Annotated in this window: 21 protein-coding genes and 2 pseudogenes; 12 read left to right on the top strand and 11 right to left on the bottom strand. The window is 56.2% G+C overall.

Features of this window, described 5'->3' with window-relative positions:
* Nucleotides 1-61 precede the first annotated feature (61 nt).
* The 5 genes from RHM65_RS22070 (at nt 62) to RHM65_RS22050 (ending at nt 4121) form a co-directional block, all read left to right on the top strand.
* On the top strand, nt 62-883 hold the full coding sequence (locus RHM65_RS22070) for an MBL fold metallo-hydrolase (protein ID WP_322168769.1): 822 nt from the start codon (nt 62-64) through the stop codon (nt 881-883).
* Between the two features lie 292 nt (nt 884-1175).
* On the top strand, nt 1176-2402 hold the full coding sequence (locus RHM65_RS22065) for an acyltransferase (RefSeq protein WP_322168771.1): 1227 nt from the start codon (nt 1176-1178) through the stop codon (nt 2400-2402).
* A 58-nt stretch (nt 2403-2460) separates the two neighbouring features.
* Entirely contained in the window at nt 2461-2637 is a 177-nt protein-coding gene (locus RHM65_RS22060) for a hypothetical protein (RefSeq protein WP_322168774.1), read from the top strand.
* Between the two features lie 191 nt (nt 2638-2828).
* On the top strand, nt 2829-3713 hold the full coding sequence (locus tag RHM65_RS22055; protein WP_322168777.1) for a manganese catalase family protein: 885 nt from the start codon (nt 2829-2831) through the stop codon (nt 3711-3713).
* A gap of 81 nt (nt 3714-3794) precedes the next feature.
* Entirely contained in the window at nt 3795-4121 is a 327-nt protein-coding gene (locus RHM65_RS22050) for a hypothetical protein (protein ID WP_322168780.1), read from the top strand.
* A 56-nt stretch (nt 4122-4177) separates the two neighbouring features.
* Here the strand turns inward: RHM65_RS22050 and RHM65_RS22045 are convergent, their stop codons facing one another.
* The 5 genes from RHM65_RS22045 to RHM65_RS22025 form a co-directional block, all read right to left on the bottom strand.
* The gene (locus RHM65_RS22045; protein ID WP_322168783.1) at nt 4178-4966 is read right to left on the bottom strand and encodes an SDR family oxidoreductase; all 789 of its coding nucleotides are present in this window, start codon (nt 4964-4966) and stop codon (nt 4178-4180) included.
* Between the two features lie 45 nt (nt 4967-5011).
* Nucleotides 5012-5362, bottom strand: coding sequence for a hypothetical protein (locus RHM65_RS22040; RefSeq protein WP_322168786.1), 351 nt, complete (start codon nt 5360-5362; stop codon nt 5012-5014).
* Between the two features lie 76 nt (nt 5363-5438).
* Complete coding sequence (locus tag RHM65_RS22035) at nt 5439-5783, bottom strand: DUF6388 family protein (protein ID WP_322168789.1); 345 nt, start codon at nt 5781-5783, stop codon at nt 5439-5441.
* A 57-nt stretch (nt 5784-5840) separates the two neighbouring features.
* Entirely contained in the window at nt 5841-6545 is a 705-nt protein-coding gene (locus tag RHM65_RS22030) for a YoaK family protein (RefSeq protein ID WP_322168792.1), read from the bottom strand.
* A 211-nt stretch (nt 6546-6756) separates the two neighbouring features.
* A complete protein-coding gene (locus RHM65_RS22025) occupies nt 6757-8109 on the bottom strand; it encodes an OprD family outer membrane porin (protein WP_322168795.1) in 1353 nt (450 codons plus the stop codon).
* Nucleotides 8110-8589: 480 nt separating this feature from the next.
* Here RHM65_RS22025 and RHM65_RS25545 point away from each other — a divergent pair.
* The 4 genes and pseudogenes from RHM65_RS25545 to RHM65_RS22010 all read left to right on the top strand — a co-directional run.
* Nucleotides 8590-9357: pseudogene (locus RHM65_RS25545) on the top strand (MCP four helix bundle domain-containing protein); the annotation flags it as partial.
* Nucleotides 9340-10215: a methyl-accepting chemotaxis protein gene (locus tag RHM65_RS25540; protein ID WP_416195146.1), complete on the top strand. Its 876-nt coding sequence runs from the start codon at nt 9340-9342 to the stop codon at nt 10213-10215. The pseudogene RHM65_RS25545 and the gene RHM65_RS25540, both read left to right, overlap by 18 nt.
* Before the next feature lie 366 nt (nt 10216-10581).
* Complete coding sequence (locus RHM65_RS22015) at nt 10582-11385, top strand: hypothetical protein (protein WP_322168801.1); 804 nt, start codon at nt 10582-10584, stop codon at nt 11383-11385.
* Between the two features lie 236 nt (nt 11386-11621).
* Complete coding sequence (locus RHM65_RS22010; RefSeq protein WP_322168804.1) at nt 11622-12455, top strand: oxidoreductase; 834 nt, start codon at nt 11622-11624, stop codon at nt 12453-12455.
* 43 nt (nt 12456-12498) lie between these two features.
* On the opposite strand, the gene RHM65_RS25535 is transcribed toward RHM65_RS22010, so the two are convergent.
* Nucleotides 12499-12630 (bottom strand): hypothetical protein, encoded by a 132-nt coding sequence (locus tag RHM65_RS25535; RefSeq protein WP_369124694.1) that lies wholly within the window; start codon nt 12628-12630, stop codon nt 12499-12501.
* On the opposite strand from RHM65_RS25535, the gene RHM65_RS22005 reads away from it, so the two are divergent.
* Nucleotides 12571-13425, top strand: coding sequence for an AraC family transcriptional regulator (locus RHM65_RS22005; RefSeq protein ID WP_369124693.1), 855 nt, complete (start codon nt 12571-12573; stop codon nt 13423-13425). The two genes, RHM65_RS25535 and RHM65_RS22005, sit on opposite strands and share 60 nt — an antisense overlap.
* Before the next feature lie 706 nt (nt 13426-14131).
* On the opposite strand, the gene RHM65_RS22000 is transcribed toward RHM65_RS22005, so the two are convergent.
* From RHM65_RS22000 to RHM65_RS21985, 5 genes and pseudogenes are all read right to left on the bottom strand, one after another.
* Nucleotides 14132-15463 (bottom strand): MFS transporter, encoded by a 1332-nt coding sequence (locus RHM65_RS22000; RefSeq protein WP_322170844.1) that lies wholly within the window; start codon nt 15461-15463, stop codon nt 14132-14134.
* A 255-nt stretch (nt 15464-15718) separates the two neighbouring features.
* The gene (locus tag RHM65_RS25530) at nt 15719-16582 is read right to left on the bottom strand and encodes a methyl-accepting chemotaxis protein (RefSeq protein WP_416194790.1); all 864 of its coding nucleotides are present in this window, start codon (nt 16580-16582) and stop codon (nt 15719-15721) included.
* Nucleotides 16577-17641, bottom strand: a pseudogene (locus RHM65_RS25525) (methyl-accepting chemotaxis protein); the annotation flags it as partial. The gene RHM65_RS25530 and the pseudogene RHM65_RS25525, both read right to left, overlap by 6 nt.
* 190 nt (nt 17642-17831) lie before the next feature.
* Nucleotides 17832-18872 carry a DMT family transporter gene (locus RHM65_RS21990; protein ID WP_322168815.1) on the bottom strand — a complete coding sequence of 347 codons (1041 nt, stop codon included), beginning with the start codon at nt 18870-18872 and terminating at the stop codon, nt 17832-17834.
* Between the two features lie 16 nt (nt 18873-18888).
* Nucleotides 18889-19857: a cation diffusion facilitator family transporter gene (locus RHM65_RS21985; protein WP_322168818.1), complete on the bottom strand. Its 969-nt coding sequence runs from the start codon at nt 19855-19857 to the stop codon at nt 18889-18891.
* A gap of 397 nt (nt 19858-20254) precedes the next feature.
* Between RHM65_RS21985 and RHM65_RS21980 the strand changes: the two genes are divergently transcribed.
* Both RHM65_RS21980 and RHM65_RS21975 read left to right on the top strand, forming a co-directional pair.
* A complete protein-coding gene (locus RHM65_RS21980; RefSeq protein WP_322168821.1) occupies nt 20255-23092 on the top strand; it encodes a PAS domain S-box protein in 2838 nt (945 codons plus the stop codon).
* A 71-nt stretch (nt 23093-23163) separates the two neighbouring features.
* Nucleotides 23164-23388: a DUF2188 domain-containing protein gene (locus RHM65_RS21975; protein WP_322168824.1), complete on the top strand. Its 225-nt coding sequence runs from the start codon at nt 23164-23166 to the stop codon at nt 23386-23388.
* Nucleotides 23389-23462: the final 74 nt, after the last annotated feature.

Genomic DNA, 23462 nt, shown 5'->3' with positions numbered 1-23462 from the left:
TTCTTCCCAGCCGGCGACAAAGCCCTTAGCCCCGATTAAATGGACTTTCCAGAGGTTAGTAATGCGGATTCATCAACTTAGAAGTGCAACAATCGTGCTTGAGATCGGCCCTTGTCGAGTCATTGTCGATCCTATGCTGGGAAAGCGGGGTGCATATCCCTCTCTAAAGGTCTTCAGCAATAGGCAGCGCAATCCAACGGTGCCGTTACCAGCGACTACAAAGTTGCTGCTCGAGTCGATCACGCACTGTTTGATAACGCACTGCCAGAAAGGCCACTTCGATCATCTGGATCGGGCAGCAATAAAATGGTTGCGTGAGAAACAAATCCCAGTGATCTGTACGCCGCATGATGCCAGGTACTTGATCCGGCGCGGATTGAACGTCGCATCATTGCCAGACAATCATCACTGTCCGCAGCCATTTCTCGGCGGCAAGATCAGAACTGTTACATGCACCCATGGGCGGGGGCTTGTCGGTCGACTCATGGAACATGGTGTCGGGTATTTCATCGAGATAGAGGGAGAGCCCACCCTATACCTGGCCGGCGATACGGTACTCACCGACCAGGTTCGACGGTTTGTGGCTCTCCATCAGCCTGCGGTTTCGGTGGTTCCTGCCGGAGGTGCGTGTCTGGATGTCGGTAGCGAGATAATCATGGGGGTTGAAGAAGTCATCGAGTACACACGGTCGGTTGCTGGCAGGGTCATTGCAAACCATTTGGAGGCCCTTAATCATTGTCCGGTGTCCCGCGAAGAGCTAGCAATGGCGGCAGAGCGCGCGAATGTCGCTAAGCGATTGCTCATCCCATTTGACGGTGAGGTATTGAATTTCCGAACCGTAAGGAGCGGAAGTAGGTACCTCGAAAATGGCCCGCTCTGCTGAAATAGTTGGCATTCGGGTTCAAAAAGGCTTCGATAGATGACTTTGCCGGACGCATACGTTGCTCCGGGGGGTTTGAGGGTAATGCAGTTTAAAAATAATGAGGAATCTCATTGTTTTAAGTGAAGCGTGGGGTGGAAATCCAAACACTTGGAGTAGTTGCGACGGGTGATGAGAGGACTTGAAAACGATGTGTTTAGTGGATTTTGACCAATAAAACGGGTCTTATTTGACTTATCTCCGTGCGCGCGACTATGTAACAATGCGCGAAAATTCAAATAATAGGGGATGTCCCATGAGTCCGGTCAGTTTCCTCCCAGCAATAGTAGCGGTGTGCGTCGCATTGGCAACAGCCGGCCTACTGGCAAAATGGATTGGCGTCACCCCTGTCCGAGGTCGATATGCGTCAATCGATGGTCTGCGGGGTTATTTGGCGTTTTTCGTGTTCTTGCACCATTCGTGTATTTGGTACTTTTACGCGCAATCCCATAGCTGGGATTTGCCTCCGTCAAACCTGTACACGAACTTCGGACAAACCAGCGTCTTTCTGTTCTTTATGATCACCGGTTTTCTATTCTTTTCTAAATTACTGGACGCTAAGACCAAGCCTGTAGATTGGGGCCGGCTTTATGTCTCCAGAGTATTGAGGCTGGCGCCGCTGTACCTGCTGGTAATGGTGCTGCTGTTTATTGTCGTGTTTTACCTGTCGAACTGGACCCTCCGGGAGCCGCTATTACCACTCCTTAAAGGCGTCGTTCAGTGGCTTAGCTTCTCCGCTTTAGGTGAGCCGGATCTCAACGGCGTGGCGAACACGTCGCTGATTGTCGCGGGTGTCGTGTGGTCGCTTCCGTACGAGTGGCTGTTCTATTTGGCATTGCCACTGCTGGCGCTGGGTATTGGTCGGCAGCCGGTGTGGCGCTATGTTGTGATTGCCGTTGTTTTGTACGCGGTTATGAAACTGCTGCACCTGCGGGTACTGATGGTATATCCCTTCGCCGGAGGACTTGCGGCGGCGCTGATCATTCGAGTGGAGCGCTTCAAGGAATTTGCCACCTGCAAACGCGCGTCCTTGTTAGTGCTGATGTGTCTGGTGCTAGTTGTGACGTTGAATACGGGACGATCAAATATGACGGTCCCTCTGTTTCTGCTCATCGTCGCGTTTTGCCTCATCGCTTGCGGCAACAACCTGTTTGGCGTGCTGACCAGCAAAGTGTCGCGAACGCTAGGGGAAATGGCCTACAGCATCTATCTGTTGCATGGGCTTGTGTTGTTTTCCACGATGACCTTCGTCATCGGCATTGACTCAGTAAAAATGTTGTCGCCCTTTGTTTATTGGTCGTTGATCGTGGCGATCACACCCGTGCTGATAACACTGTGCGCCGCCACCTTTAAATGGGTCGAACAGCCCGCCATGCACAAGACCGAACGCGTCACCGCCTGGCTTCGGTCTTACCGACAGCCTTTGGCACAATCGCAGCCCGCGTCTGACCCCGGTGATATTCAGCGGACCGAACGAAATTGAACTAAGTTGTACCTAAATTGATCGTCGCTCGCAGTGAGAGCTCAACCGAGTGAGGCTCATGAACGTAAAACGATTACTGGTCCTGTTTCTGGTTATCGGTTTTGTGTGGCTTGTTGCCATGTGGTGGGCAACCGGCTTTATCGTTTCAATCGAGCCTGCGCACGCGCCGGCCTCCATCAAAGCCGATAGCACTTCATCGCTTATTGACCTGGAGCGTGTGGTGACCTCTAAATGAATTCATTTGAATGTATTTGTTGATGATAGATATCTAATTGGTTGTCATATGGGCGCTAGCGTTTGAGGGGTGCACCGCTCATCGAATGGACCGGAACGGCTGTGTATTTTTTTTCGTCACTTTCTATGAGTCGTCTGACCATGACTCTCGTGTTTAGCCGCGATGGCCTACTAGAAAGTGAGGAAAACCACATGTTTATTCACAATAAGCGCCTGCAATATACGGTTCGTGTAGCAGAACCTAATCCCGGATTGGCCAACCTTCTTCTTGAACAGTTTGGCGGTCCACAAGGTGAACTCGCGGCCGCATGCCGCTACTTTTCACAAGCGGTTGGCGAAGACGATCCGGCTCGCAAGGATATGTTTTTCGACATTGCCACCGAAGAACTCAGTCACCTTGAAATCATTGGCTCGCTAGTGATGATGCTCAACAAAGGCGCCAAAGGGATGTTGGCAGAAGGCGCCGATGAAGAAGCCACGCTCTACCGTTCGTTGACGGGTCCAGGCAACGATTCCCATGTCACTCAAATTCTCTACGGTGGCGGTCCGGCCTTCGTAAACTCCGCAGGCGTGCCTTGGTCTGGCGCTTATATCGATACCGTCGGTGAGCCTACGGCCGACCTCCGGTCAAATATTGCAGCAGAAGCCCGGGCAAAAATTCTGTATGAGCGTTTGATCAACGTAACCGACGATGCCGGTATCAAAGATACCCTCACGTTTTTGATGACACGGGAAATCGCCCACCAGTTGTCGTTTGAAAAAGCCCTGCACTCGATACAACCCAACTTCCCCCAAGGCAAGCTTCCGGGCGATCCAGCATTTGCCAACGTCTACTTCAAAATGTCTCAGGGCCAAGCCCTGCGCGGGCCCTGGAACGAAGGCCCAGAGTGGGAGTTTGTTGAAAACCCGCAACCGGCGGTCGACGGTGGCGACGGATCGGCATCAGGTAATGTCAGTGATGCCGAAATGGATGCGGTTGAAGCGATGAAGTTGCGTACCGCGTCTGACCTGAGCAGCGACCCCATGACGGGCGCTGATTTGGGTATGGGCGCCGCTGTCGAGTTCGAAAGCGAATAAGCCGTGTGCAAGCCCTTCTACGGGCTTGCTCTCTGAGCCTTTTGTTAACGTTGGATGTCCTTCGGGGAAAAGGAGCTTTCAATGGGCAGTGAAATAAACGACGGCGCAGAAATACACTTTACGGCGATACAAACAGAGCCAACCGTCTGGGTTGAAACGCACCTGAGTCAGGGGCTTGAGCTAAGCCGCAACATGATGACGTGGCGCCAACGTTGGGCAGTGGTTTTCGATCATTTGCAATGCACCGATTGTCAGCGGTTGCAAAACATCTGGCTGGCAGACGAGCCGTTTAAGCACGACCTTAGCTGCAGTTTTAGCGACGAAAAACGCCAGCATCCGTGGCACGATCTCGCAGGAATACTCAGTGAACTTCCCTCACCCAAAAAGCTGAGTGAAGACGACGTGTAAATGGGCGTCTTAAGGACGCCCTCGTTACGGTGATGTCGTACCGCCGTCGCCGGTGCTTAAAACGCCGATTTGACCACGCCGCCGTCGACTCGTAACGCCGCGCCATTGGTGGCTGACGACGCTTGCGAGCACACATAGATCACCATGTTGGCGACCTCTTCGGGCGTGGTGAAACGCTTGAGAAGGGAGGTGGGGCGTGCTTTTTCAAAGAATTCTTTTTCGAACTCGGCGAACGGTTGGCCCCCCGACAGTTTGTTCACGAACTCGCTGACGCCTTCTGAACTGGTAGGGCCAGGCAACACGGCATTTACGGTAACGCCCGTGCCAGCACAGCTTTCCGCCAAACCACGGGACAAACCGAGTTGAGCGGTTTTGGTGACGCCGTAGTGAATCATCTCCACCGGGATCTGCACCCCGCTTTCGCTGCTGATAAAGACCACGCGGCCCCAGTTTTTGGCTTTCATCTTCGGCAGATAGGCCCGCGACAGGCGTACGCCGGACATCACGTTGGTATTGAAGAACCGCTCCCATTCTTCGTCGCAAATGTCTTCAAACGGCTTTGGATCAAAAATCCCGAGGTTGTTGACCAGAATGTCGACTTCCGGGAATTGCTCAAGCAACCGCTTGATCTGTTGCGGGTCAGACAGATCACCCGCAAACCCTTGGGCGTCCGCATTGGGATCCCGCTCACGTAGTCTGCCCAGCGCCTCGTCCACCGAAGCTTGAGAGCGACCGTTGAGAATGACGCTGGCACCTTCACGGGCCAATCCAGAAACGATGGCGAAGCCAATGCCTTTGGTTGAACCGGACACCAGTGCAGATTTATTTCGTAAATTTAAATCCATGACATTCACCCTCGTTCAGAAGGACGGCTCAGCCGACCGGAAGGATTACAGGCAGGTCGCCAGCGAGGCCAATCGACGCTCGGCCAGTGCATCGCCTTTAGCTACAAAGTAATTAACCGTCGTACCAGAGGCGGCGCTCTGCACGTCAACGAAATACTCGGCGCTACGGGTATAGACCATGAAGCCGCCTTTAGTGCCCGGCTTCAAGTACGCGTCGGCTTCAACGCCGAACATTAACTCGTCCTGCCAGGCAAATTGAATGCATTGGGCAACAAGGTCTTCTTTCTTCTCAGAAGTAAAGGTCTTGGCCGGCGTTGTGGTTCGGGCGCTGTCCATGCTCGGCGACACACAGCCTGCCAGTAATACCAGGGTTAGGGCGCCAATCAACATCCGCATGGTCTTTCCTTATTTTGAAAAGTGCCGACTGTAACACTTGCCGGTGAGGGGCGGGTTTGCGGTGGTTGTCTGGCCTTCAACCCCGAACGATGCCGTCGTCAATCCCGTGTTCCTTGCAGTAGTCGGCCCAGGTCATGCCGGCCATCTCAGCGACTTCCTTGTGTACTTCAAGGCGTTGCGCCTGGAATTCTTCATCAGACGTGGCCGTCAGTTTCAGTGTCAGTTCCCAGGCAAAAAAGCCCAACCGTTCGGCTTGCGCTTCAAAGGCTTCATGCAGGCGCTCGTCGCGGTACTGCGCCATGGTTTCGCCCTTGGCCTGTGCAGCTAAGGGGTTCAGATGATCGAGTTCTTCGCGAAGGGCAGGGCGCTCATTGAGGAAGGTTTCTAGCGCGGTCTGGTGACGCTGTTCGGCTGGGATCATGGTGTCTGCTTTCTAAGAGCGTTTATTCGGGCGCGTGCGGCGTGACTGCCAATGCCGTTATTTAGGCATGTACGCCAGCTGCCAGCGACGAGGGATTTTTAACGAGGCAACCCCAAGAATGGCAGAAAGCGCGCCGCTGGCAAATAAAGCCTTCAGACCTAAGTGCTGTTCAAGCAAAGCACCGATCACTGCGCCGACGAACATACCGGTCCAGGGAATCAACTGAACCCGCCAGCCATTTCTTCGTTCGCCCAGCAGCCAACGGCCCAGACCTCGACCAAATCGGGACAGCGCACCGGTAACATAGGTCAGCCCGACCGGGAACCCGTTTACCTCTTCGACGGCAGCGTTGAGCATGCCCATGGCCGTGATGGCACCCAACAGCGCCGGAAGCTGGTTATCAAATGGCCACGCGGCAGACGCGCACAGCAACGCCGCAATACACAGCAGCAGGGGAAGCGTGCGCCGACCGGTCATCCGGCTGACGACGATGCCCAGCGTGTTGCTGGCAATAAAGGTCGCAACCAGCAACGTCAGACGTAGTGTCAGGCCAAGATCGCCGTTACTGATGGCCACCGCCAGCCGCGTGGTGTTGCCGCTCATGAACGAGACGAAATCCCCCGAGGCCATGAAACCGATGGCGTCAGTCATGCCCGCCAATATCGACAGGCAGGCGACCAGCACGAGCCCAATGCGACCGCGCCACTTCTGCGCGTGCAGAAGCGCCGGATGAACGTGGGGTTTGACTGGGGAAGGCAGCATCAGCAGGTTTTCATGGGTGCAGGTCCGTGGGTTTTCCTGGCGGCGAACAATTAAGCCTTTTCGCGCTCCTGAGTATGGGGTAACGGCCACGGGATTTGAATTCGACGAATCTCTAAAGAAGTACTTATTGCAATTCAAAAAAAAGCCAGCCCGCATCTTGCGTGGGGCTGGCTTTTGACGTCGTTACGCTTAAGTCAGATCAGGCGAACGCCTACCACAAAGGCACTACATAACTGACGTAGAAGCGGTTTTCATCCTGGTGGGTCTGACCGATCATGCTGGGGTTGGCCATCGCGTTTTTCCAAGTCACGCCCAGTCCTTTCAGCTTGCCCTCTGGGACCAGGTAACTTAACGCCAAGTCACGTTCCCACTCGCTGTTGCCGCCCTTGGCAACCTTTATCTGATCGCCATACCCGTAGGTCGCGGCGAAGCCCAAGCCGTTGATCCCCAACCGGCCGAAATCATATTTGTACTGGGCAAGCCAGGTTTGCTCGCCCGCATGTTGGAATTTATTCAACTGGAGGTTGGTCAGTGCCGGTGTATCGGCGCCAGCCCCAGGCCCTTGGCGGGCATCGCCGCTGTTCAAGCCTGAATCCAGGTACGGAAAGTCACTGTTTCCGGTGTTCTTTTGCGCGCCGATGCCGATGGTATGACCCATCAGGCTGTAGCTTTCCATCAGACTGAAGGTCGACTGGTTGATCCGGCCTTTGCTCAAGCCGCCGTTGTAGGAACCGGCAGTGGCGTAATCAGTGTCGCCGTCAGCGTTGCCGCCGACGCCTAAGCTGCGGTAGGCACGGAAGTCGCTGAGCAGGCTGCCGACCGGCAATTGGTCGGTGTGTTTGGCACCGATGAACGCCTGTTGGTAGTAATCCTCTAAATTGGAATACCACAGGCTAATCGTGGTGTTGGCTATACCCGCATAATCCGCGCCGCCGTAAAGGAAGCGGTTGCTGAGTTTCGCACCGCCCCCGGTGGTCATGTCGCTGTCGTTAGTCTCGTTACGGATCTTCGTCAGAATGATGTCACCACCGGTGAAGGTGAAGTCCGACAGGTCCTTGGATACCAGTTGCGTGCCGGTGTTGGTCTGGTGATACAACCGACCATCGGTGTTGGCCAGCATCGGGTTGTTCTGGTTGAGCATGCCGACGCGCAGTTCATCTTTGAGAAAGCGCATTTTAAAGGTCGGGCTCAAGACGCTGAAGTCATTGGCTGACTTACCGTCTTCCAATGGAAACATACTGCCGGGGTAATTACTTTGATGGTCTTTATTGTTTAAGTCGCCGCCCGAATCAAGTTTCACCCCATAAAATGCTTCCAGGTCGAGACCGAATCCAACTGCGCCTTCGGTGTAGCCAGATTTGAAGTTGAACTGGAAACCTTGCCCCCAATCGCGGTAGCTCTTGGCCTTGGCCGTACTGCCTACTACATCACGGCCCTCTTGATTAAGGTAGCGGTTAAGCAGTGTCAAGTCGGCGTGGCTGTCGTCAATAAAATCTGCATGCGCAGATAGCATCACGCCGCCCAGTAAAACGCCGACTACTGGCCTGGTTATTTTCTTGATCATCATGGGTCTCGTATACAGGGATATTCAATCTGCCGCTGAGCGTAACGGTCGGGTATTCAGATCGAATACGTTCATTAACCGAACTACATTGAATCTGAGCGGTCAGTAATTGGGCCCAGTAAAAGTTATCCGTATGACAGTTCAATGACGCACGTCCCGAACAAACATGAAACTTTAGTTAGGTGTTATTCATTTGACTTGCAGGTGATCGAGGCGTAATTGCGCGCACCTACCGGCGCCAAATAAAGGATGCCAGTAGACCTTCGTTTATCAATCTGGGGTGCATGCTGCTGGCGACTTTTCCAGCAGGAAGGCCAGGCTAGCGGATCAATACAGCGCATGAGAGAAATTTTTTCCTGATGTCATAAAGTCATCACACAACAGCCTTATACATGCGTCTCCAATCTAGTCGATTAAGAGGCGTAATCAGCAGTGAACAGATTCTGGCCTCGGGTTTTAAGCCCACGTTCTGAAACGACCATGCTGCGACGTTTTAAAATCTCCCAGCGCTTGGTCGGTTGTTTTGGCGTCACCGCAGCGCTGTTAGTGGCCGTGGGGGCGTTTTGCCTGTGGCAAATGCAGGACATCCGCAAACAAGGTGAAGCCATTGAAAGCGGGGCATTGCCCAGCATCGCCATGGCCGATGCCATCGCCATCGATTTGGTCAAACTGCGTGCCGAGACGGCCAATCTGGTCGCCAATGCCGACGACCCAAGCGCGGTCATTACCAGCAAAATCAACGTTGAGCAGCTGAAAAATGAAGTTGAAAAAGGCTTCCACGACTACCTGGCTCGCGTAACCGACAGCACCGAACATGATTCCATCCTGGCCTTGCAGGACGCCTATAAAGCGTTCATTCCGGGCTTGCATGATGAAACGTCCCTCATTGAACAACGAAAAATCAATGACGCCCGGATGCTGGTCAACACCACGTTGTCGATGCAAGGCGATTTGATGGACATGCAAGTGCAACTGCTGCGAGAACTCAACAAGCAAAGCGCGGCGAAAACGGTGGAGGCTGCGGGCAAAAGTTATCGTCAGGCGCGGTTTATAGCGCTGAGTGCGATCATTCTCGCGCTGGTGCTGACCTTGCTGCTGGCCTGGCGCCTGAGTGTCAGCATCATCCGTCCCGTGCGTCACGCGTTGCACATCGCCAGCACCATTGCCGAGGGCGACCTGAGCCCGCAGATGATACCTGATGGCAAAGATGAAACCGCCCAACTGCTCAGCATGCTCGGGCGGATGCGCAGCAACCTTCACGGCACCATCGCGCAGATTGGCGCGGCCGCAACGCAACTGGCGCAATCGGTTCAGGAAATGGGTTCCATCGCTCAAGCCAGCGCACACAACCTGCACCTGCAAAACGGTGAAATTGAACAAGCTGCCGTCGCGGTCAACCAGATGAGTCAAGCGGCGGTGCAGGTGGCGGGCAATGCCAGCAGCACCTCCGGGGAGTCTCAGGCCTCCAGCGATGCGGCGGTTCAGGGACAGCTGCGGCTGCATGACACCATTGCATCCATCAAACAATTAACCGGCAATGTGCTGGATTCGTCGCATGAGGCCGAAGGCCTAGCCGAGCGCACATTGAGCATCGGCAAAATTCTCGATGTGATTCGCGCCGTGGCCAATCAAACCAATCTGCTCGCGCTCAACGCAGCCATCGAGGCTGCTCGGGCAGGGGAAGCCGGTCGCGGTTTCGCGGTAGTCGCTGACGAAGTGCGCTCCCTGGCACAACGCACCAGCGCGTCTACCACTGAAATTGAGGGCTTGATCAACGACGTGCAGAAAAGCACCCAAGCCACTGCCCAAGCCCTGCGCCTGACAGCTACCCAGGCAAACGTCACGTTAGATCAAGCCGCCGCTGCGGGTAACGCACTGGCGGTGATCATCACGGCGACCTCGACCATCAGCGACCGCAACCTGCTCATCGCCAGTGCGGCCGAACAGCAGGCACACGTCGCCCACGAAGTGGATCGAAACCTCAGCAGCATCCGCGACCTGTCTGCCCAAACCGCCTCGGGCGCCCAGCAGACGACCGTCGCCAGCGATGCGTTGTCGATGTTGGCGATGGATTTGAATGCGATGGTGCAGCGGTTTGTGTTGTAGATCGTTGCCGATAGGTAGGGAGGAAGTTGGGCGTAGTTTAGTAAGGAAGTTATAACGCTTCATCACTGTCCGGCGGTGTGTCAGTTAACTGTTAGGCAGGTGTAACACATGTAATAAAGTAGAGACTGAGTTAGTTAGTTTAATCTAACAGGTGCGGTCGTATAGTTATTGATGTGGGTGTTTTGTACTAGCATGTACAAAAATGTGCAAAAATATACAACGCTAAATTTAGTAAAATTATTGCTGAAGGGGTTGTGCGTTTTGTAGGTGCTGCTAATCTGTTTTTGCCTTCTTAGTTGCGCAATACAGCTATGCATTATTGGCCATTATCGAAAACACTGGCGATGCACCCAGAGGCGCACACATATGCAATACACTTCGTTTTCGGATGTTCGAATTAAAACCCTTGTCGAGTCCATCAACAAAGAAGGCTATGCAGTGCTGCCTGGATGGGCGACTAACGACCAGTTGGTTGAGTTGAAGAACCTGGTGATGGACGCGGTGGGCGCTGCGGGCAACCGCTACGTTGCCTTGACTGGCCAGGAAGCCGTATCCGGTTCACTGCTGCACGCATGGGGTAGCTCGCCGGTGTTCATTGATTTGTGCCAGCGGATTGTTACCGCTGCCACCGGGCGACAGCCCGTCGAGCGGGGGCTGCATCAAGTGTTGCGCTGTCTGATTGGTGAGGGTGGGCAGCGTGAGTCGATGATTTTTCATTACGACTCGTTCGTGCTGACCACGATTATGCCCGTCTGTATGCCCGAAAAAACCGACCCTGGCGACTTGCTCATGTTGCGCAATCATCGCCCGCTACGGCGCAATTATTTCTTCAACCTGATCGACAAAATGCTCGTCGATAATCGCTGGACCCAGCGCTGGTTGAAGAAAAACTACGCCGACGGCGACGAGAAGTTCACCCAGATCCGCATGTTACCGGGAGATCTGTATCTGTTCTGGGGTTACCGTTCGCTGCACACCAACCTGCCCGCAGACCCCAATGCAGTGCGCGCGACGGCCGTGTTCCACTACGACAACTTGCACGAGAACAGCACCTTGGCGAGCCGTATACGCCGTTCGCGGGAATTGTTTAAACCGCGTCGGCCAGCTCCCGTCGTATCACCATCCCCTGTGGCGAACCCCGCGTCGCCGGGTTCGCCGTTAACCCCTTGACGAGCGCTGTAGGAGCGAACTTGTTCGCGAGGCGTTTTAGCTGATGCACGCATCAAGCTCCACGCCAGCAAGTTGGTTTCTACAGGAATTTGGGTATGCCGCACGACAGCGCGGCTGTCGAGCTGGGGCTATTGAATTTAATAGGAATAGGCAATCATCGCAGATGATTCAGTCTTAGCACGCCTAGAGTTTGGTCTCAGGATAACGACACTGAATCACTGATCGAGAGCCCTATCATGACCCCTGTCAAAACAATTTTTATTACCGGCGTCAGCAGCGGTTTAGGCCGCGCGTTGGCGACGCAAGCCCTCGCTGCCGGGCACCACGTCATCGGTACTGTTCGTAACAGCGAAGCGTTGTTGAGTTTCCAGGCCCAGTCCCCGGAGCGTGCGCACGCTTATGTGTTGGACGTCACCGACTTCGCAGCGATTGACGATATCGTCGCCAAGGCAGAGGCTGAATTTGGCCCTGTGGACGTACTGGTCAATAACGCCGGTTACGGCCATGAAGGTATTTTCGAAGAATCGCCGATTGAAGAAATGCGTCAGCAGTTTGAGGTCAATGTGTTTGGTGCGGTGGCGATAACCAAGGCCTTCGTCCCGTATTTTCGTCAGCGCAGGGCGGGCCATGTCATCAACATCACGTCCATGGGTGGCTTCATCACGATGCCGGGAATTTCTTACTATTGCGCCAGCAAATTCGCGTTGGAAGGTATCTCTGACACGCTGAGTAAAGAACTTAAACCGTTTAACGTATTTGTCACCGCAGTCGCCCCCGGCTCGTTCCGCACTGATTGGGCGGGGCGCTCGATGCAGAGAAGTCCGAGAAGTATTCAGGACTACGATGAGTCCTTCGATCCTGTGCGAAAAGGCCGTGAAGAAAGAAGCGGCAAGCAGCTCGGCGATCCACAAAAAGCTGCGTTGGCACTGCTGCAATTGATTGCCAGCCCGGCTCCCCCCGCACACTTATTGTTGGGCAGTGATGCCTTGGCGCTGGTCAGGACAAAATTGAAGCAGATGGCTGAAGACATTGATGCATGGGAAGCGCTGAGCCTGTCGACCGATGGCTGACCCGGTGCCCATCGCACACTCTGAGATGCCCATGGACTACGAGCTATTCAAGACGCGGCGCACCATTGAGTTGATGGAGCGGCTGGCGCCGATGGAAGGTTACAACCTGACGCCATTGGATGACGTTCGCTTTCTTCGGTCCAATCGGCCGCTGACCCGCACACCAGTGTTGTATGACCCTGGCATTGTGATTCTTTGTCACGGGCGCAAGCGCGGGTATTGGGGGGACGAGGTTTACATCTACGACGCGCAGCATTATCTGGTGGTGTCAGTGCCGGTCCCGTTCACGATGGAAACTGATGCCAGCGAAGAAGAACCCATGCTGGCGGTGTACCTGCGTCTGGATTTCAAACTGGCCGCCGAGCTGATGCTTCAAGTCGGCGAGCGCGAAGGCGTGCCAACGGCGGTCCCCAAGGGCATGTATTCCTCGCCAATGGACGACAAGTTGAGCGACTCGGTGCTGCGCTTTCTAGAAGTCATGAGCGAACCGGTCGACGCGTTGATTCTCGGACCGGCGTTGGTTCGGGAAATTTACTACCGAATCATCGGTGGCGAGCAGGGCGGATCCATGCGCGCGGCGCTCAACCGCCAAGGGCAATTTGGCAAAATCACCAAGGCGATTCGGCGGATTCACGCCAGTTATCCAGAGCCGCTGGACGTCGAGTGCCTGGCGAAAGTCGCGGGCATGAGCGTGCCGAGCTTTCACCTGCATTTTCGAACCGTGACTGACACGTCACCGATGCAATACCTGAAGTCCACTCGCCTGCACCAAGCACGGCTGTTGATGCTACGCAACGACATGACGGCGGCCATCGCCGGATTCAGCGTCGGCTATGAAAGCGCCTCCCAGTTCAGCCGGGAGTTCAAACGCTTCTTCGGCCGACCACCCCAAGCAGAGGTGCAATGGATGAAACGCACCTACGCACTGCCAGCCCCGACCAGCCCTTCTATCTATGTGTCATCGCATTAAAAAAAAGCCAGCCGACGCAATTTTTAGCCAACTTGTTGGCGAAGCCGGTACGGCTCTTGGGTTTCATTGGCACGGTTGATAACAAGCAGCCGCAGACACTGTGGGAGCAGGCTTGCCTGCGAAGAGGCCCGTAGTCACGCCGCTGATATCGACCTCAAACCTCGGGTTACCTGCAATGACGCTTTCGTGGGCAAGCCCACAGAGACTTTTGGCAGACACGGAAGAGTAGGCACTGAAATCTGATCGCAGCCTTGCGCAGCTACAGAGACCTGTGCAGCGCCAGAGTCCGTGGGACCGAATTGTCGCAGCAAACACCGGGCAACATACACGGAGCTGCCGAAGGCTGCGAAGCCGGAACGGCTCTGGGATTTCATTGTGGGAGCAGGCTTGCCTGCGAAGAGGCCCATAGTCACGCCGCTGATATCGACCTCAAACCTCGGGTTACCTGCAATGACGCTTTCGTTGGCAAGCCAACGGAGTGTTGGCAGACACGAAAGAGTAGGCACTGAAGACCTGATCGCAGCCTTCGGCAGCTACAAATGTGCAAACAACGACATCTGTGAAACCAATTTCAGTCGGGAAGCGTGGTGCCAGACGCAGATGATGTTGAATGTGAAATCCATTCCCGAATAAATTCGGCCCACGGAATCTAGAGATAAAGCCTCGCCATCAAGTTGGCTCAGATTTGCCTGCCCACATCCGACCCTCACTTCCCAATATGCTTGCTAACCGTATTGGGCGTGATCAAGCGTAAGCCGCTGGCAACACTGCCCACTGCAGCGAAGCACGCGCCGATGGTCAGGGCGAGCACCGGGCCGTGTTCGCCGGAAATTCCGTAGCTCAGGGCCACCAATGCCGCTCCGGTGGCTTGGCCGATCAAGCGGGCCGTTGCGATGGTGCCGCTGGCGCCGCTGCTGCGTTCAGGCGGGGCGCTGGTGAGCAGGGCTTTTTGGTTCGGCGCCTGGAAAAAGCCGAAGCCCAGACCACAGATGACCATGCGAATGCCGATGTCCCACGCGTCGGGATTGCTCGGTAGTTGGGTCAACGAAATCATCCCGCCACACAGCACGGCCAAGCCGATGCCGCCCAACAGACCGGGTGGATAACGGTCTGACAAACGCCCGGCAAAGGGCGCAATCACGGCAACTACCACTGACCATGGCGTCATCAAAAAGCCGGTCTGCACCGGGTCGCGTCCCAAGACGTTTTCGAAGAAGAACGGCAGCGACACAAACGCCAGGCCTTGGGTCGCGAACGAGCAGACCGCCGTTAACGCCGACAGGGCAAATAGCGGCCGCTTGAGCAAATCCAGTGGAAACATGGGCGCCGGATGCTCGGCCTCGCGCCGCAGCATGAACGCCCCGGCGACCACAAAGATGACCAAGGCGATTATCACGCTGGTCATCGGGCCCAGTTGCGCGGCCTGACTCAGGGCGAAGATCAACGCGCCAAAAGCGATCACGTTCAAAATCGCGGTGATGCGATCAAATGGCAGGCCGCTGAGTTTGGTGACGGGCAACGCAGACCAGGCGAAATACAAGGCGAATAGGCCGATAGGCAAGTTGATCGCGAACAACCACGGCCAGTGCGCCACCGACAACACTAGAGACGCCACGGTGGGGCCGGCGGCGAAAGACGAACCCACCACCAGTGCATTCATACCCAACCCTCGACCCAGACGTTGCGGGGAAAAAATTGAGCTGATCAAGGCCGCATTGACGCTCATGATCGCAGCGGCACCCAGGCCTTGAAGCACGCGAGCGATGGTCAATGTCGGCAACGACCAGGACAACGTACATAGCGCCGAGGCCACGATGAACAGCATCAGTCCGCCGAGGAACACCCGGCGATGGCCGATGATCCCACCCAATGCAGCCAGCGGCAGCAGCGTGGCGACGGCGGCGAGTTGATAGGCATTGATCACCCACACCGAGGCCGCAGGCGACGCATTCAGGTCGGCGGCGATGGCGGGCAACGCGGTGTTGGCGATAGCGGTATCGAGAGTCGCCAAGGCAATGGACAGCAGAATCGCGACCATCCCACGGAATTCAAGTGACGACAATTTAGTGCTGACAGCGGGGTTTTCCAGCGGGCTGGTTTGGGTCATTACCGACGAGGCTCCGGGCACATCTGATCAAATCAGGCAGTCAGGTTGCCAAGCAGGCCAACAGCTGAAACTGAGCATGCCGGTTTAGGGCCCATGAGTGCAATGGTAGGTTGCTAATGTTTATTGCGACCCGACAGACACCGCAGTGCTACGGCACATTGCCGCCGCACTGCGCTGGTCCGTGGCTTACATGCGGAAGCGGCTGACCAGCGTTTGTAATTGAGTGCCCAGGCGTGCCAATTCAACGCTGGAGGCAGCGGTTTCACCACTGGCCGCTGCGGTTTGCTCGGAAGCATCGCGGACATTAATGATGCTGCGACTGATTTCGTCGGCCACTGCGCTTTGCTGCTCAGCGGCAGCGGCGATCTGCTGGTTCATCGCCTGAATACTCGACACCGTTTGAGTGATGCTGTCCAGTGAGGCGCCGGCTTTTCGGGTCAAGGCCACGCTGCTGTCAGTCAGGTTGCGGCTGCTGAGCATGATGCTTGAGACCTGTTGTGTGCCGTTTTGCAGGCCGGCGACCAAGGCTTCGATTTCTTCGGTGGATTTTTGCGTCCGTTGCGCAAGGCCCCGTACTTCGTCCGCGACCACGGCAAACCCGCGACCGGCTTCGCCGGCACGTGCCGCTTCGATGGCGGCGTTGAGGGCCAGTAAGTTAGTTTGTTCGGCCACGGCCTTGATCACGTCCATGACTTTGCCGATCTTATTGCTTTCCAGCTGAAGCCCATTCATGGCCTCGCTGGAGCGAACCACTTCAGCTGCCAGGCGCTCGATCTGCGCAATCGCCTCGCCTACCACCTTGTCGCCTTCGCGGGCTTGCTTGTCAGCGGCTGAAGCCGCGTTTGAAGCTTGTTCGGCGTTGCGCGCCACTTCTTGAACCGTGGCCGACATTTCATGCATGGCCGTTGCCACTTGATCGGTTTCGATTTTCTGGCTGTTAACCCCAGCGCTGGTCTGCTGGGTCGCCGTAGACAACGCGTCAGCGGCGCTGGCGATTTGCGTTACGCCCTCATGAATTCCACGGATCAGTGCGCGCAAGGTGCTGCCCATGCGCTGGATGCCTTGTTGCAACACGCCCAGTTCGTCGCGGCGGGTCACGGCCGGGCTGTGAGACAGATCGCCCAATGCGATGCGCTCGATCACGGCCAGTGTCTGTTGCAACGGAACGGTAATTTGACGGGTGATGATCACTGCCGCCAAGGTCCCGATGATTAACGCCAGCAGGGTGGCGCCGATTTGCAGGGTGCGTGACTGAGCACTGTCCTGATCGCGCAAGCTGGTCTGAAGTTTGTACAGTTCGTCGTTCAGGCTGAGGATGAGGATACCTTGCTCACCCAGCGATTTGCGCGAGGACACGATATCGCTGTTGGCAACTTTGAACGCCTGTACCGAGTTTCGATAATTGAGCAGCGCGGTTTCCAGCTGTTTGAGTTTTTCCGGTTGTGAGCTGCCGAACATCTCACTCAGTGGTTTAAGGCCACCAATGGCCGCTTCCAGCTGGTTCATGGCTTTTTGTTCGGTTTCGGCCGTGACCTTGGCCGTGTATCCGCGTACTTCATAGCGCACCAGCGCCAAGTCTTCCTTGGCTTTCATGATGGCTTGGTACTGTTCGAAGCGGCCTTCATCGGCGGGTGCCATCTGAAGCACGGTGGTGATGATGCCGCCAATGATGTCGGCGCCTTTCACCGCGTCGACACCCATCTGCGCCCGGGCGCGCGCGGTAACGTTGTAGGCATTGCGCATTTTTGCCAGCGCGCTTTCGTAGTTGTTGCTGACGTCGCTCAACTGGGTGAGTAGCTTTACGTCTTCGGGGCTGCTTAACATTGTTCGCAGTTTCTGCTGCTGGCTTTTATAGCCATCAATGGCCACCTGTACTGTTTGGCCAACGGTCTCGTCGCCGTTGGCAATCATGTACTGCAAGCGTGAAACTCGCAGGTTGGCCAACTGGTTGCTCAGGGCCGAAATACTGCTCATCCGGTCGCTGTGATCTATGAGTCCGTCGAGGCTGGTCCAGCTGATCAGCGCCAAAACGGCGGTCAGCACCAGCACCAGGCCGAAGCCCAACGCCAGCTTGATATTGACGCTGATGTTCGAGAGCCAGCTGTTCATCGAGTTACTCCGGATGGGGGTATATTTCTAAATCTTCGCGCGGCGGGGGAATCCTTTCGATCAGGCCAATAAACCCATGCGCAAAGACGCTATCGGCCAGTAAACGGATAGCTGTATACCAAGGCGACAGTAATTGATCAAAGGACCGAAACTAACGGTTTTACTGGCCATAAACGCAGCGGGCGCAGCGTCAATGTCGATGACGGTGATGAACGTCCGGGAAGTGGGAATGGCTATGTTGCAGCGGCGCGTGGGCATGATCATGGCTATGAGGCTCAGCGCTGTCCCAAGTAAATGCGTGCTGATGTTGATGATGCTCGTCGTGGACGTGACGATGGCCATGTTCAAGTGATGTGTGCTGATGAACATGCGCATGATTTTCGGTGAGATGAAGCCAGACCCCAACCCCCATCAATGCCGACGCCACCCAGAACAGCGGGGCGGCAGGCTCATTGAGCAGCAACATCGAAATCGCTGCACCGAGGAAAGGCGCCGTCGAGAAGTAAGCTCCAGTGCGTGCGCTGCCGAGCCCGCGCAGCGCGAGCACAAACAATACCAAGCTGACGCCGTAGCCGAGAAACCCCACCAGCAGCGTCGGGGCCAACAGCGCCAGGTCCGGCAACCGAGACCCAAGCAGCAACGCCAGCGAACAATTGACCAGACCGGCGACCAAGCCTTTGCTGCCCGCCACAAACAACGCGTCGGACGCCGACACTTTGCGGGTCAAGTTGTTATCAATCGCCCAGCATAAACACGCCAGCGCGATGGCGCCTGGACCGAGCCAGTCCTGAGCCCCCTGGTTTTGCTGCGACCACGACAGCACCAGACCGCCGAGCACAATCGCGATCATCCCGGCAACGATTCGGCGGTCAGCATTCTCTTTAAAGACCACCCAAGCCAGCAGCGCGGTCAGGACTGACTCCAGATTCAGCATCAACGAGGCCGTCGCGCCAGCGGTTCGCATCAGTCCAAACATCAGCAACGCCGGCCCAAGCACGCCGCCGAAGGCGATGGCGCCGATCAACCAAGGCCATTCCTGGCGCGTGAGGCCACTGGCGTGCCAGCCCCGGTCATGGATCATTCGGGTCACGGCCAGCCCCAGACCGCTGCCGAGGTACAAAAGCCCGGCCAGCAACAGCGGATCGATTCCCAGACCCAGCAATTTGGCCAGTGGGGTACTTGCACCGAACAAAGCCGCCGCGGCAAGCGCATATACAACACTCACGTTCATGGGGACCTTCCAAGCGCTAAATAACATGGGCCGGGGCCAGTTGGCAGGGGCGGGCAACATCGCCCGTCTCGATCTGCAACGTTGAGTGGCCGATGTTGAAGCGCGCCCGAAGTGCCTGACACGCATCGTGCAGAAAAGCGTCTTCGTGTTTGGCTTCGGGGCGAATCAGATGAGCGGTGAGCGCGGTTTCGGTGGTGCTCAAGGGCCAGACATGCAGGTCATGCACCTCAGTGACGCCCGGCAGCGCGGCAAGGTAGGTTCGCACCTGTTCGATATCAACGTTCCCCGGCACCTTGTCCAACGCCAGATTGACGCTATCGCGCAGCAGTCCCCAGGTCGAATACAGAATCAACGCAGCGATCAACAAACTAACAATGGGGTCCACCCAACTCCAGCCGGTTAACACCAGGATCAGTCCCGACACCACCACACCGGCCGAGACTACGGCGTCCGAGGCCATGTGTAAAAATGCACCTTTCACGTTCAGGTCGCCTTTGCGGCCTCTGGCAAACAATAGCGCGGTGACGCCGTTTACCAGGATGCCGATCGCGGCCACGACCATCACCGTTTCGCCGCCGACGTCTGCGGAGGGGACGCCCTCGATCAGGCGTCGAACCGCTTCAACGGTGATGCCCCCCACGCCGATCAGCAGCACCACGGCGTTGGTCAATGAGGCGAGAATCGAACTGCGCCCGTAGCCATACGTGCGGCTAAGTGTCGGGCCTCGACGCCCCAGCCAGACTGCCCACCACGCCAAAAGCAACCCCAAAACGTCGCCCAGGTTGTGCGCCGCATCGGCTAATAGCGCCACTGAATGCGCGGTCAACCCAAAGATCACTTCGGCGGCGACGAACGCCGCATTGATTGCAGAACCAATGGCAAACGCGCTGTCAAAGCCAGCAGGGGGCGTAGGGTGATGATGATGGCCTGTCGAGCCATGATCGTGCGCCGGCGCTTCGTGGTTAGGGTGGTGATGGTCGGTCATGGCGTTTCCATGTTTGTCTGCCAGTCTAATTTGGCATTCATGCCTATTAAATGAACGTAATTGAACTATGTTCTACAAACATGAATAAGTTTACACGTCAGGTCGGTCTTCGATCTGATCGAACGACCTGATCGAAAATGACACTGCGGTCTTGCTCCTATGCGAAGTAATGGACATGAGTGATCCCAGAATGATCCCAAGACCCGTAACCCAAACGACGTTGATACCCCAAGGTCCATGCCGTGTCGGTTGAGAGGGTGCGGGATGTCGCCAGTTTTTTAAAGGGCGGCGGCGAAATGGGACGCTTGATTAGGGGCCATGACTGGGGCGCTACGGCAATCGGGCACCCGGGCACCCGGGCACTTGGTCACAAAGCCTGCGCACGGCAGTGCGCCTGATGCTCAATACCCACCACCCTATGTATATTTTCTGGGGCCCGGAAAGCATCTGTATTTACAACGACGCTTACCGGCAGTCATTGGGCCCGGAGTTGCATCCGGGTTCACTGGGGCAGGCTGCGCGGCAGGTATGGGATGAAATTTGGGAGGTGATTGGTCCGCAGATCGTGCAGGTGATGAGCGGTGGCGGCGCGACATGGCACGAAAATCACTTGGTGCCCATCACTCGCCACGGTCGCCAGGACGACGTCTACTGGACATATGGATTTAGCCCAGTGGATGACGAAGAGATTCCGAGCGGTATTGGTGGCGTGTTGGTGGTGTGCACTGAAACCACTGGGCAGGTCTTGGCCGAACGCCGTGCCGCCCTGGAAAACGCCGTGCTTTCAAGGTTGTTCGAGCAGGCGCCCACGTTCATGGCCATGCTGCGTGGTCGGGAGCACCGTTTCGAGCTGGCCAATCCCGGTTACTTACAGCTGATTGGCCATCGACCGGTGGTCGGTCGCACGGTGGCCGAGGCATTACCGGACGCCGTCGAGCAGGGTTACTTGCAACTGCTGGATAACGTCTTCGATAGCGGTGTGGCGTTTTCCGCGATTGGCGCTTCCTTCGCCGTTCAACCCGTTGCTGGCGGCCCGATTGATGAGCGATTCGTCGATTTTGTCTATCAGCCAATCAAAGATGACCACGGCAATGTCACGGCTATTTTTGTCGAAGGCGCCGATGTCACGGTGCGGGTTAATGCCGACGTGGCATTGCGCGAAAGTGAAGCGCGCTTGCGTCTGGTGATTGAAGGTGCGAAGGACTACGCCATTCTCACCACCGATCTGGAAGGTCGCATCAGCACGTGGTCAAAAGGTGCAGAAAGCATTTTCGGTTGGACCGCCAAGGAAATTATTGGCTTGAAGAGCGCCTTGCTGTTCAGCGCAGATGACCGCGCGTGCGGCATCGACGTTCAGGAACGAACCATCGCCACCCGCGAGGGCAGCGCCGCCGACGAGCGCTGGCACGTTCGCAAAGATGGCGAGTACGTTTACCTGAACGGCTCGGTCCATCCGTTGCCGCTGGACGCCGCAGGTCAGCCACAAGGTTTCTTGAAAATTGCGCGCAACGAAACCAGTCGGCGCCGGGCCGAAACACTGCGTGAATCATTGGTTTCATTGGCCGACAGATTTCGCGGCCTCAGCGATCCCACCGATATCACCGTTGCCGCTGCGCAACTGGTTGGCGAAACACTTCAGGTCAGTCGTGTTGGTTACGGGACCTTTAGCATCGAGGCTCAGGCGTTACACATAGAGCGCTGTTGGAGCGCTACCGGGTTTAAGTCACCGGTGGAATGGTTGCCGCTTCAGCATCAGGCCGCCCATGTTGAACATCTGCAGCGCGGCGAGATGGTGCAGATCCATGATTCGAAACCGGAGACCGACAGCGTTGAACCGTTGCCGACGCTGGTTTATGCACCGGTTATCGAGCGTGAGGCGTTGGTGGCTGTGCTGTGTATCGCCCATCGGCTGCCAAGAAGTTGGTCGGCTGAGGAATTGCAGTTCATCCAGGAAGTCGCGGAAAGAACCCGTTCAGCCGCCGAGCGCAGTTCAGGCGAAGCGGCACTGCGCAGCAGCGAGGTGCGCCTGCGGGAAGCCAACGAATCTTTGGAAGCCAAAGTAGAGGCGCGCACCGGTGAACTGATGAAGGTCGAGGAAGCCTTGCGTCAGGCGCAAAAAATGGAAGCGGTTGGTCAGTTGACGGGCGGCGTCGCCCATGACTTCAACAACCTACTCACGGTCATCAAGTCCTCGACCGACCTGCTCAAGCGGCCCAATCTTACTGAAGAGAAGCGTGAACGCTTCGTCAGCGCCATTTCCGACACCGTCGACCGCGCAGCCAAGCTCACGGGTCAGTTATTGGCCTTCGCCCGTCGCCAAGCGCTGATGCCAGAGGTATTTGACGTCAATCTGGGCATCAAGGCCATTGTTGATATGGTCCGGGCGTTGACCGGATCACGGATCGAGATCATCACTCGCTTTCCCACGCAGGCCTGCTTTGTCGATGCAGATCGCAGCCAGTTCGATACCACCTTGGTCAACATGGCGGTTAATGCTCGCGACGCCATGGGCGCAGAGGGCCGATTGATCATCAGCGTCAGCTGCGTCGCGCAGATCCCCGGCATAGAGGCCCCGCCCGAAGGTGATTTTGTCGCGGTGTCGCTTGAGGACACCGGCACCGGTATTTCCACCGAGCACATGGAGCAGATTTTCGAACCGTTTTTCACCACCAAAGATGTAGGGCAGGGCACCGGCCTTGGGTTGTCTCAAGTGTTTGGATTTGCCAAGCAATCAGGCGGCGAAATTCATGTCAGAAGCGCCCTCGGCAAAGGCTCCATGTTCACCCTTTACCTGCCCCGGGTTGCCTGCCCGCCGACTTCGGCGGTCATTGCCGAGCCGGATGTGCTGGTGGACGGGCACGGCACGGGGGTGTTGGTGGTGGAGGACAACGAAGAAGTCGGCAGCTTCGCCATGCAAACCCTGGGCGAGTTGGGTTATGTCGCGGTATGGGTGGCTAATGCCAGGGATGCGCTGACCGAGCTGGCGGTGGACGGCATGCGTTTCGACGTGGTGTTTTCCGACGTGATCATGCCGGGAATGAATGGCATCGACTTGGCCCAGGAAATTCGCCGCCGGCATCCCGATTTACCCGTGGTGCTGACCAGTGGTTATAGCCATGTGTTGGCGCAGAAGGGCTCGTACGGGTTTGAATTGCTGCATAAACCTTACTCGGTCGAGCAGCTGTCGCGGGTGCTGCGCAGGGCGGTGGTTATGCGGCATCGTCCGGCAGTTTGATGGAATTTTAATACGTATCTGGAATCCATCGATGTGGCAATTGCAACGTTCGTTTCGTTAACGGAGCCATCATGGATAACTACCACATCGAAAAAACCGGAACGTTCTGGTCATTGAAAAAGCAGGGCGCGGTTCATGCTTCAAAAACAGCGGGCACCAAAGAAGAATTGATCAAACTCGCCAGCGAGTTCCTCAGCACGCGCACGGCATCGCTGAAGATCCACAAGGAAGACGGCACGATACAGGAAGAGCGAACCTATCCACGCAGCGCAGACCCGTCGAAATCGCCGGGATAACAGGTTAATCCCGGCTCCAGCGTCCCCAACGCCGCGCTGTCGCGCAGCAAAAACCAGACAATTTAATTATCAAT

The sequence above is a fragment of the Pseudomonas sp. CCI4.2 genome (genome assembly GCF_034350045.1).
In the GTDB taxonomy this organism is placed as follows: domain Bacteria; phylum Pseudomonadota; class Gammaproteobacteria; order Pseudomonadales; family Pseudomonadaceae; genus Aquipseudomonas.
The sequence above is the reverse complement of the archived record's forward strand: the minus strand, read 5'-3'. Positions and strand labels throughout refer to the sequence as shown.

Excerpts from the sequence above, each read along its gene's own strand:
- RHM65_RS22070 (WP_322168769.1), top strand. The coding sequence starts at position 62 with ATGCGGATTCATCAACTTAGAAGTGCAACAATCGTGCTTGAGATCGGC.
- RHM65_RS22065 (WP_322168771.1), top strand. The coding sequence starts at position 1,176 with ATGAGTCCGGTCAGTTTCCTCCCAGCAATAGTAGCGGTGTGCGTCGCA.
- RHM65_RS22060 (WP_322168774.1), top strand. The coding sequence starts at position 2,461 with ATGAACGTAAAACGATTACTGGTCCTGTTTCTGGTTATCGGTTTTGTG.
- RHM65_RS22055 (WP_322168777.1), top strand. The coding sequence starts at position 2,829 with ATGTTTATTCACAATAAGCGCCTGCAATATACGGTTCGTGTAGCAGAA.
- RHM65_RS22050 (WP_322168780.1), top strand. The coding sequence starts at position 3,795 with ATGGGCAGTGAAATAAACGACGGCGCAGAAATACACTTTACGGCGATA.
- RHM65_RS22045 (WP_322168783.1), bottom strand. The coding sequence starts at position 4,966 with ATGGATTTAAATTTACGAAATAAATCTGCACTGGTGTCCGGTTCAACC.
- RHM65_RS22040 (WP_322168786.1), bottom strand. The coding sequence starts at position 5,362 with ATGCGGATGTTGATTGGCGCCCTAACCCTGGTATTACTGGCAGGCTGT.
- RHM65_RS22035 (WP_322168789.1), bottom strand. The coding sequence starts at position 5,783 with ATGATCCCAGCCGAACAGCGTCACCAGACCGCGCTAGAAACCTTCCTC.
- RHM65_RS22030 (WP_322168792.1), bottom strand. The coding sequence starts at position 6,545 with ATGCTGCCTTCCCCAGTCAAACCCCACGTTCATCCGGCGCTTCTGCAC.
- RHM65_RS22025 (WP_322168795.1), bottom strand. The coding sequence starts at position 8,109 with ATGATCAAGAAAATAACCAGGCCAGTAGTCGGCGTTTTACTGGGCGGC.
- RHM65_RS25540 (WP_416195146.1), top strand. The coding sequence starts at position 9,340 with ATGCTCGGGCGGATGCGCAGCAACCTTCACGGCACCATCGCGCAGATT.
- RHM65_RS22015 (WP_322168801.1), top strand. The coding sequence starts at position 10,582 with ATGCAATACACTTCGTTTTCGGATGTTCGAATTAAAACCCTTGTCGAG.
- RHM65_RS22010 (WP_322168804.1), top strand. The coding sequence starts at position 11,622 with ATGACCCCTGTCAAAACAATTTTTATTACCGGCGTCAGCAGCGGTTTA.
- RHM65_RS22000 (WP_322170844.1), bottom strand. The coding sequence starts at position 15,463 with ATGGTCGCGATTCTGCTGTCCATTGCCTTGGCGACTCTCGATACCGCT.
- RHM65_RS25530 (WP_416194790.1), bottom strand. The coding sequence starts at position 16,582 with ATGGGCAGCACCTTGCGCGCACTGATCCGTGGAATTCATGAGGGCGTA.
- RHM65_RS21990 (WP_322168815.1), bottom strand. The coding sequence starts at position 18,872 with ATGAACGTGAGTGTTGTATATGCGCTTGCCGCGGCGGCTTTGTTCGGT.
- RHM65_RS21985 (WP_322168818.1), bottom strand. The coding sequence starts at position 19,857 with ATGACCGACCATCACCACCCTAACCACGAAGCGCCGGCGCACGATCAT.
- RHM65_RS21980 (WP_322168821.1), top strand. The coding sequence starts at position 20,255 with ATGCTCAATACCCACCACCCTATGTATATTTTCTGGGGCCCGGAAAGC.
- RHM65_RS21975 (WP_322168824.1), top strand. The coding sequence starts at position 23,164 with ATGGATAACTACCACATCGAAAAAACCGGAACGTTCTGGTCATTGAAA.